The sequence below is a fragment of the Rothia sp. HMSC065C03 genome (genome assembly GCF_001837295.1).
Lineage (GTDB): Bacteria > Actinomycetota > Actinomycetes > Actinomycetales > Micrococcaceae > Rothia.
Genome location: NZ_KV831972.1, coordinates 1 through 718, shown reverse-complemented (window position 1 = coordinate 718; position 718 = coordinate 1). Strand labels below are relative to the sequence as shown.

Below are 718 nucleotides of genomic sequence, written 5' to 3'. Positions count from 1 at the left end.
GCTTCTGGTAGGCCTTGTAGTGGGCTTCGGATTCGGGGCTGCGTGCCATGGTGGTGGTCCTTTCTCTCGGATGCGTTGGGAGGCTACGGTGCTCTCGGCGCGGGGGCTTCGGTGCTTCTGGTGACAGAATAGGAAGGACCCCTGACACGATAAGCGGGGCGGGATTTATACAGGGGTAAGGGCACGAACCATCTAGGAGAATTGGGGGGGTGTTTTGTTGTTGGTGTGTGTGGTGGCTTGCCCCCGCTGAAAAGGGTGGTGGCCCCTAGATTGGGGTCACCACCCTTTGCTGTTGACGGTGCAGCACTAGTAGCGGTAAACCTGCGGGCCGTTCTTGACGTAGTACTCCACCATCTCAGGGACCAACGTGGGGTCCTCAACCTGGTACGATGCCACCGCAACCGCATCACTATTTACAACCCACCAGTCATCAGGCAGCGAGTCAATCCAGGCTTCCCAGTCCTTGGTACGCCAGCTGTTGAGACGATCTTCGTACGTCTCCCAGCTGCCACCGCCCAAAGATTCCGGGAAGATTGACAAATCTAGTACAGGGTCCTGCACGTAGTCCTCCGGGCGGCCTTCATCCCAACACTTAACGAACTGACGCCAATTCTTCTTCGTAATGATGAAGGACTCCTCGCCCTCGGGGCCGAACTGCTCCAAACCACGAACATACGAGGAAGCCTCAACACGCTTCCAGAACGTCGGCACATCAATC

Annotated in this window: 1 protein-coding gene; it reads right to left on the bottom strand. The window is 57.1% G+C overall.

Translation table 11 applies throughout. The features are described 5' to 3' along the window. Positions 1 to 306 precede the first annotated feature (306 nt). Positions 307 to 718: hypothetical protein (locus tag HMPREF2605_RS09445; RefSeq protein ID WP_168167576.1), on the bottom strand; the 412-nt coding region annotated here is incomplete at its 5' end.